Genomic DNA, 6989 nt, shown 5'->3' with positions numbered 1-6989 from the left:
TACGGAATCCATGAATATAAAGGAATTGATTATCATACAAAAAAATAAGCTTACAAAACTCTTATAATCATATTAAGGTCTGCCGTTTACACCTTTCCGTGCAAACGGCAGACTTCTATACCTACAACATGTTTTTACGGTACATCCTGTTCCTCAAAAAGTGAATTCGAATTCACTTTTTTACTCTCTTCTTACTTGACACAAGAAATAATCCCACTGACATGACACGCAATATCTACAAGTTTTGTCAGCAGGATTATGGTTTTTACTTTGCGGAGAATACTCCACTTATCAACCATGCCCATTTGACATATTCGATCCAACAATAATATAACATCAATAAGCAGACCGCAGCTGAATCTTAACTGATCTTGTTGTTTTTCAGATCCGAATATCAGTCCTGTAGCCCATCCGCAGACAAACCCCCCCTTCCATCACCTTACCAGTCAGCTTTCCTGTATTATTTTATCAGTCTTTTTCGCTACGGACATTTCAATGCCAAAACTTCCAATTAAAGCCATCGGCTTAACGTAACGTATCACTTCGTTTTATGAAATTGGTACAAGCATCAGTTTCTGTTTCCGGATACAGAATACCACTCTCTCTTCCAAGTTTAAAACAGCGCATCATCCATATCATGTTTCGTGCAAGATTCCGCATGGTCTGCATACCTTCTTCATCCTGAAAAGCTTCTTCTCCGTAAAGACCATGTACCATGTTCCAATAGGTAGAACCGGCGACTGGCATCTGTGCAATCCCCAAATATTTATTGATCCCATCAAGAGCTGCCGTGGTTCCTCCTCTTCTTGCTACTGCAACAGCAGCACCCGGTTTAAATTTGAAGGCGTCATAACCTCCGGCACTGTAAAAAACTCTGTCCAAAAAATCATAAATACGTCCACTTGGATGTGCAAAATATACTGGTGTTGCAAATACAAAGCCATCTGCTGTTTTAGCCTTTTCAACAAATTCATTCACGCCATCATTTTTAATCACACACTTTCCTGTTTTTTGACAGACATTACATTGAAGACAATCTGCTATCGGCTTTCCTCCAAGCTGAACAACCTCTGTCTCTACTTCTTCTGAATGAAATACCTTTGATCATTTCTTCCAAAGCTGTCATTGTTGTTCCATGCAGATGACTGCTTCCGTTAACAAGCATTACTTTCATTTAATTCAATCTCCGTTGATTTTTCTATCAATTTTGGCAAAGCACCACGTCCATAGGATATAATCTACCGCATGGACATAAGCGCACGTCTTGCTGTTTTTTTTTGATACAGTTCCAGATTTTTTACGCTTATCTTTTTACTCATTTTCTTCCAAATCTTCCCATGGTTTCAGCCCCATTTCTTCCCAGGTGACACCATACGGTGCACCTCCGGAGGTATAACCAGCAATAAAGAAAAATCGGTCATCCTGCAAGATTTCTTCTTTGGTCAGATTATCTCTTGCTTCTTTTTTCCGTTTTGCTCGCTTCTGCTGCTTCTTTTGTTTCGCAACAGCTGTTTTTTCTTCAGGAGCTTTCCTTTGTTTTTTGGTATTTAATGTTTCTATTGTAATCCCATCCTTAATATCTTTCAATATACGAGATTCATATCCTAAGACACGTTTTTCAACAACTTTATAAAACTCTTCGTATTCTGTTTTAGGAGCAAGGGCTTGAACTGTTGCAAACAGTCTTTTGCAGATATCATTCATTTCAGAAACATCCGGCATCCGATGGTTTTCAAGATAGAACGCCAAATACATACTGTATGTTTTATCGGCTATTGCACTTTTTTGTTTTTATTTTAAATCCTTATAGCTTCTGTTGTTCTTTTGCATATATATCCTCATTCAGTATTCTTTTTCGATTTCTTCTGTTATCCCATACGTATTTTTAAAGTCATCTAAATCCTTGGGAGACTTGATCAGCATGATTTCTTCCAGTTTTCCAGTCTGTATATCTTTGAATCCTGCCACCTGCTCACCAGTACAAATACTTGCACGGATTACTGGTTTCATACATTCTCTATCATAAGATTTTTTAACGTTTTTCTTTTTGAACAATCCCATACTATCGCCTTCTTTCTGATGTGCCATATCTGTACCACCTTTACAGTTCTTATTCATCGTAATAATTGAATCCACCAAACAATCCTGGTCTGCTATATCCTTTTTTACTCATATCTTCATCCTCCTGACACTTTTATCCTTTGGTTTTATCTCAGAATAATACTCTTTTCTCTTTTTGAAATCGCATAACAGGCGACATTCGCTTATTTGCCTATGGACATTATACCATCAATTACTTGTTGTAAGTTTACAAATCAAGTATAATAAAATATATTATGAAATAACCGCGCAGCATGTGGTCTGGAAGACAGGTAATCCTCATGCCTAGCGATATACGAGGGAGGAATTCGCATGGGTAAACAATCCACCAGAGAAAACAAAACTATTTACCAGCTTTGCCGAGAAGCGGCAGGACTTACAAGAGCAGAGGCCAGCGAAAAAATGGATGCTGTCTCTGCTTCAAAAATTGAAAAATTTGAATATGAAACCCAAGAACCTACGCTCTTATGATATCCTCCAGATGGCAGATGCCTATAAAAGACCAGATCTTTGCAATTATTACTGCTCTCACAAATGCGAAATAGGCCAGCGTTATGTTTCCAGAAGTAGAAGTGACTAATTAGCCTAAATATCATTTTGGAGACAATTGCCAGCTTAAATGAAATCAATCCTCTTACCGGCCGTCTGATTCAAATTGCACGTGACGGCAAGATCAGCGATGATGAAATGAAAGATTTTGCTTATATCAGTAAAAAACTTGATGAGATTTCTTTAGCCATAGACTCTTTGAATCTTTGGGTAGATAAGACAGCCGGGGAGCAGGGGCTCAATCTTGAACTTTTAAATGCCGAAAAAACAAAATTAAAATAATCCACACTGCACGAAAGGCAATGGTCTATTTTGGATTCATTGCCTTTACCTTACATACGTTGCAATTGATTGACTATACTTTCGGTCCTTCGAATTGCTTCTTCTACCTGTCTTTTTGCATTATTGATCCGGTCTTGGACCACCCAGTCCACAACAAATCCATCAAAAAAATAATCCGCAAAAGAAAGAAAATCTCCAGTATTGATATTCAGGTTACATGCCATATTTACATCGTTTAATTCTCTGCTGAAACTACGAAGATCGTACTTTGCCTGTTCCATATTTCGTTTCGCCTGATCCATTTTGGAATGTTTTAACAACGTGGTGAAAAAGCCACCGCCAAACATATCTACCAGACCCCAGTTCTTTGCACTGTTTAAATTTTCTTTTGCTGTACGAAGACTATTCAGTGCTCTTCGGCCAGCTTCAATAGCTTCTCTCTTTTCTTTCTCAATATCATATCCCATTCGTTTTCTCCTTCTGATCCATTATGAACGTGATGTTGCCAATGCTACAATGCCACCGACAATTAACAATGGAAAAGCAATATACATCAGTCCACCCAAAACCATACCTATCAATATCACCGGGAAGAAGATTACTGTGCAAAGTAATTTCATAATTCCCCAGGATGCTTTTAACCCAAAAGCAAATAATTTTCCTACAAACCAGATCATACAAATTGTAAACAATAATGATAACATTTTTTACCCCTCCTGAAACTCATTCTAATATATGCCTTTTTTTGATTCTTTTTCTGCTATATATTCAGATGTATTCTTTATTCCAAACTTATTACAGAATTCCGGATTTTTCTCCATTTTTTCTATAATTCGGATCAATCGAATTCTCTGTACTGCTTCCATCCGATCACCTCGCTATTCTGCTTTGCTGTTGATATTGTCAGTATAGCAGATTATTTTTTTCACAATAAATATCCATTATGAAGAATTGAACCTTTATATTTCTCGAATTTCAAGAATTCTCTTTTTTGTGCTCCAGGGCGTTTTCTTTCAGCCTAATTCTTTTCAATGCTTTTCAGATATCTCCGCACCACTCCCAGGCCCAGTGCGGGCACACAGAATATCTCCCTATGTTTTCCACACTGTTCATATACTTCTTCCAGATCAAACCACTGAACTTCCTCTACTTCTTCTGTCTGAAGAACAAGTTCCGCTATATTCACAGGCTCCCGATAGATGTAGACAAAAGCAATTTCTTCATCCCGAAACATTTTTCCATGGAATTCCTTTGCGAAGGATATGGGGAAGGTTCCGGCAAAGTGTAGCTGTTCCGGTGTTGCGCTGATTCCCAGTTCTTCTTTCAGTTCCCGAAGTGCAGATTCCAGTGGTTCGTCTCCTGCCTGGATGTGTCCTGCCGAGGAAGTATCAAATTTTCCCGGAAAAGAATCCTTGTTTTGTGAGCGTTTCTGTAAAAGAATCTGCACTCTGCCTTCCTTTTTCCGAATAATCCATATGTGGGCTGTTCTATGGGGGATTCCTTCTGCATGGGCTTTTTCCCTTGATACAATCTGTCCAGCCGGATTACCTTTGCTGTCTATAACGTCAAATAATTCCATCTATTTTTCCTTCTTTAATTTATAAAAAATTCAAACAGTCTTGTCCCTGTCAGTTCTTTATTTTATTTTTCGATAAAGTGAATTCTGTCTGGATAAAACCGATCCTGCTGAGGTCTTGTTTCTGCCGGATAACCCAGTGCAAACATGGAAAAAACTTTTACATTTTCCGGAAGATCCAGAAGTCTGTGAACTTTTTCCATGTGTTCTTCTACCGGAGCAATGCCAAACCATACTCCACCCAGACCAAGAGTATCTGTTTCCAGCCAGATATTCTCTTGGGCAATAGACATGTCAATCTGTGCAAAAGATGGTGCAACAAGTCCTTCTGTATGATAGACCGGTACGATTACTGCAGGTGCCCCTGCTGCACAGCCGGTGTATGGTGTTACTTTGGATAATTTCTGGATTTTTTCTTTGTCTGTTACCACATAAAATTCCCATGGCTGCTGGTTACATGCACTTGGCGCCTGCATTCCCGCCTTCAGGATTTCCATGATTTTTTCTTTTTCTACTGGTTTATCTTCATATTTTCTTACACTGATTCTGTGAAAAATGCTGTTCATAGCTTTTCGTCTCCTTTACGAATTATTCAGATGATCCTATTATAGCATGTATATTTTATAAAGCCTCATATTTTTTCAGTTCTTCTGATATTTTACAGAAGAGCAGTCTCCTCTCCTGTAGAGTAATCGATCTGGCTGATAATCTCCCTGTTCTCCACCAGATAATTCATATATCTGCGAACGGTAATCCTGGAAAGATTTACTTTGCTGGCAATCTCATTGCTGCTGAGAAAAATTCATTTGTTTTCTTCCAGATAAGAACGAATCAGTTCCAGAGTTTGTTCCTGCATACCTTTTTCCAGAAGTGCTTTTGGCGAATAGGATGTACTCTGTACCAGCAGACAGTCAATTTCCGACTGATTCAGTTCTTTATCCTAAGTGGAAACAATTTTCATGTAATAAATTAACCAGTTTTGCTACTTCTTTATAATTTTTTTCCTGCTCCCATGCATCCAGAAGTCCCGACTGAAGCTTAATCCTCGTCTGCGCATCCAGTGCACTGAAAGGTTCATTCAACAAAAGCACTTCCGGATGTGCTGAACAAGCTCTGGCAATAGCCACTCCCTGTTTCATTCCGCCTGACAGTTCCTTGGGATACATTGTAACTATTATTTTATCATATCCGCGGAAAAAAGCTCCTCTTTTCCAAATACTTAGTTACCGAATAAAAGTTTCCGCGGAGAGAATCCAATTTCCTGTTTTCAGGATCAAAGAAAGTCTGCCAGCACAATACCAGCAGACTCCCAACTTTTATATATTTCATTTTTGACGATTTCTCCAGCAATAAAAAGCATAAGAATATCCATGATTTTCTGACATCTCAACTATGAACATTTTTACTTATTATTTTAAATTTGATCTTATTTCTTCGATCAACTTCACTTTATCATCATATCTCTTTTTGAAAATGTCAGCTATTTCATAGATCCATTCCATGTCATCATATAGTTTACTTCCAATACTATATCTAAATTCCTTTTCAAGTTCTTCTTGGCTCATCAATCCATTTGCAATCAAAAGCGAAAAAAGAACATTTCTGGCCATATTATAATACAAAATAATTGATCCCGGATCCTCATTTGGCATTTGTCTCAAATATTTTGTAAGTGCATCATAAACCTTGCAGCCACGATTAATTGCAGAAATCTCCTCAATAATCTTATTCGGCTTGCCAAAATATCCCATTGCCTCTTGTATTCCCTCTATTGTATCTTTTTTCTTCCTCTTCGCACGAATCATATGTTCATCTAAGGATTCCTCAAAATCAGGATACGAAAACGGTCTATACTTGAAGTCATCTGCCATCTCTCCCTGTTTTACAAAACAATATACCTCTTTTTCATTGTCCTGACGACGGTACAGGGCTTTGGAAACAATAAACTCTTTATCATCCTCTGATATATCCAGAAAAAATTTTTCATCTACACCAAAATACTCTGATAACTGGCGTAATCTTTTCTGAGAAATAGTCTTTACACCGTTTTCCCATGCACTTACCTGTTGCCGGCTTACATCCAGAATGTCTGCTAACTCATTTAAAGACATATTGCACCTTGTTCTTATAAATTTTAATCCGTTCATGAAAACTACATCCTTTCTTATCACAAATTCATTGATAAGCGCGCTCAACACCATGAATTGTAGCTTTGGTTGACAGCAGGTGTCAATCTGTAACTTTTTAAATCTCTCAAATTCCTGAAATGTTCGTATCGTCTTTTTTTGCTATGATAAATGCAATACTATTAAGCAGCTCAAAATCATCTGCTTCAATCCACTCCACAGCATCTTCCGCGGATATTCCTGTCTTTACCAAACTTTTATAGTTACTTTTTTTATATTTCAGCTTGGTTCCATTCCTGTTGTCAATTTATCTGACACGCTCCTTCTCCGCGGAGAGGATTCCACTTGACATCTCC

The 6989-nt window shown here is 37.9% G+C and carries 8 protein-coding genes and 2 pseudogenes; 1 reads left to right on the top strand and 9 read right to left on the bottom strand.

The features are described 5' to 3' along the window. Nucleotides 1-525 precede the first annotated feature (525 nt). The 3 genes from AC075J_RS14700 to AC075J_RS14690 form a co-directional block, all read right to left on the bottom strand. Entirely contained in the window at nucleotides 526-1044 is a 519-nt protein-coding gene (locus tag AC075J_RS14700) for a flavodoxin family protein (protein ID WP_476390469.1), read from the bottom strand. Between the two features lie 267 nt (nucleotides 1045-1311). Beyond that, nucleotides 1312-1704, bottom strand: a complete 393-nt coding sequence (locus AC075J_RS14695; RefSeq protein ID WP_226839760.1) for a hypothetical protein — start codon at nucleotides 1702-1704, stop codon at nucleotides 1312-1314. Nucleotides 1705-1842: 138 nt separating this feature from the next. Then, complete coding sequence (locus tag AC075J_RS14690; RefSeq protein ID WP_055053680.1) at nucleotides 1843-2061, bottom strand: hypothetical protein; 219 nt, start codon at nucleotides 2059-2061, stop codon at nucleotides 1843-1845. A gap of 351 nt (nucleotides 2062-2412) precedes the next feature. On the opposite strand from AC075J_RS14690, the pseudogene AC075J_RS14685 reads away from it, so the two are divergent. Beyond that, nucleotides 2413-2931 (top strand): annotated as a pseudogene (locus AC075J_RS14685) (helix-turn-helix domain-containing protein). A 50-nt stretch (nucleotides 2932-2981) separates the two neighbouring features. Here AC075J_RS14685 and AC075J_RS14680 read toward each other — a convergent pair. The 6 genes and pseudogenes from AC075J_RS14680 to AC075J_RS14655 all read right to left on the bottom strand — a co-directional run bounded on the left by AC075J_RS14680 (nucleotide 2982) and on the right by AC075J_RS14655 (nucleotide 6654). After that, nucleotides 2982-3398, bottom strand: a complete 417-nt coding sequence (locus tag AC075J_RS14680) for a hypothetical protein (RefSeq protein ID WP_055053639.1) — start codon at nucleotides 3396-3398, stop codon at nucleotides 2982-2984. A gap of 21 nt (nucleotides 3399-3419) precedes the next feature. Continuing rightward, a complete protein-coding gene (locus AC075J_RS14675) occupies nucleotides 3420-3635 on the bottom strand; it encodes a hypothetical protein (protein WP_055053638.1) in 216 nt (71 codons plus the stop codon). A gap of 314 nt (nucleotides 3636-3949) precedes the next feature. Beyond that, the gene (locus AC075J_RS14670) at nucleotides 3950-4510 is read right to left on the bottom strand and encodes an NUDIX hydrolase (RefSeq protein WP_055053637.1); all 561 of its coding nucleotides are present in this window, start codon (nucleotides 4508-4510) and stop codon (nucleotides 3950-3952) included. Nucleotides 4511-4572: 62 nt separating this feature from the next. Further along, entirely contained in the window at nucleotides 4573-5073 is a 501-nt protein-coding gene (locus AC075J_RS14665) for a nitroreductase family protein (protein WP_055053636.1), read from the bottom strand. A gap of 432 nt (nucleotides 5074-5505) precedes the next feature. After that, a pseudogene (locus AC075J_RS14660) lies at nucleotides 5506-5679 on the bottom strand (ATP-binding cassette domain-containing protein); the annotation flags it as partial. 237 nt (nucleotides 5680-5916) lie between these two features. Further along, nucleotides 5917-6654: a helix-turn-helix domain-containing protein gene (locus tag AC075J_RS14655; RefSeq protein ID WP_055053634.1), complete on the bottom strand. Its 738-nt coding sequence runs from the start codon at nucleotides 6652-6654 to the stop codon at nucleotides 5917-5919. Nucleotides 6655-6989: the final 335 nt, after the last annotated feature.

The organism is Blautia sp. ZXY-1-C6, from assembly GCF_056339875.1.
The sequence above is the reverse complement of the archived record's forward strand: the minus strand, read 5'-3'. Positions and strand labels throughout refer to the sequence as shown.

What these genes read in the sequence shown, in the direction of transcription:
- AC075J_RS14695 (WP_226839760.1), bottom strand. Translation starts at nt 1,704, where the DNA reads ATGAATGATATCTGCAAAAGACTGTTTGCAACAGTTCAAGCCCTTGCT.
- AC075J_RS14690 (WP_055053680.1), bottom strand. Translation starts at nt 2,061, where the DNA reads ATGGGATTGTTCAAAAAGAAAAACGTTAAAAAATCTTATGATAGAGAA.
- AC075J_RS14680 (WP_055053639.1), bottom strand. Translation starts at nt 3,398, where the DNA reads ATGGGATATGATATTGAGAAAGAAAAGAGAGAAGCTATTGAAGCTGGC.
- AC075J_RS14675 (WP_055053638.1), bottom strand. Translation starts at nt 3,635, where the DNA reads ATGTTATCATTATTGTTTACAATTTGTATGATCTGGTTTGTAGGAAAA.
- AC075J_RS14670 (WP_055053637.1), bottom strand. Translation starts at nt 4,510, where the DNA reads ATGGAATTATTTGACGTTATAGACAGCAAAGGTAATCCGGCTGGACAG.
- AC075J_RS14665 (WP_055053636.1), bottom strand. Translation starts at nt 5,073, where the DNA reads ATGAACAGCATTTTTCACAGAATCAGTGTAAGAAAATATGAAGATAAA.
- AC075J_RS14655 (WP_055053634.1), bottom strand. Translation starts at nt 6,654, where the DNA reads ATGAACGGATTAAAATTTATAAGAACAAGGTGCAATATGTCTTTAAAT.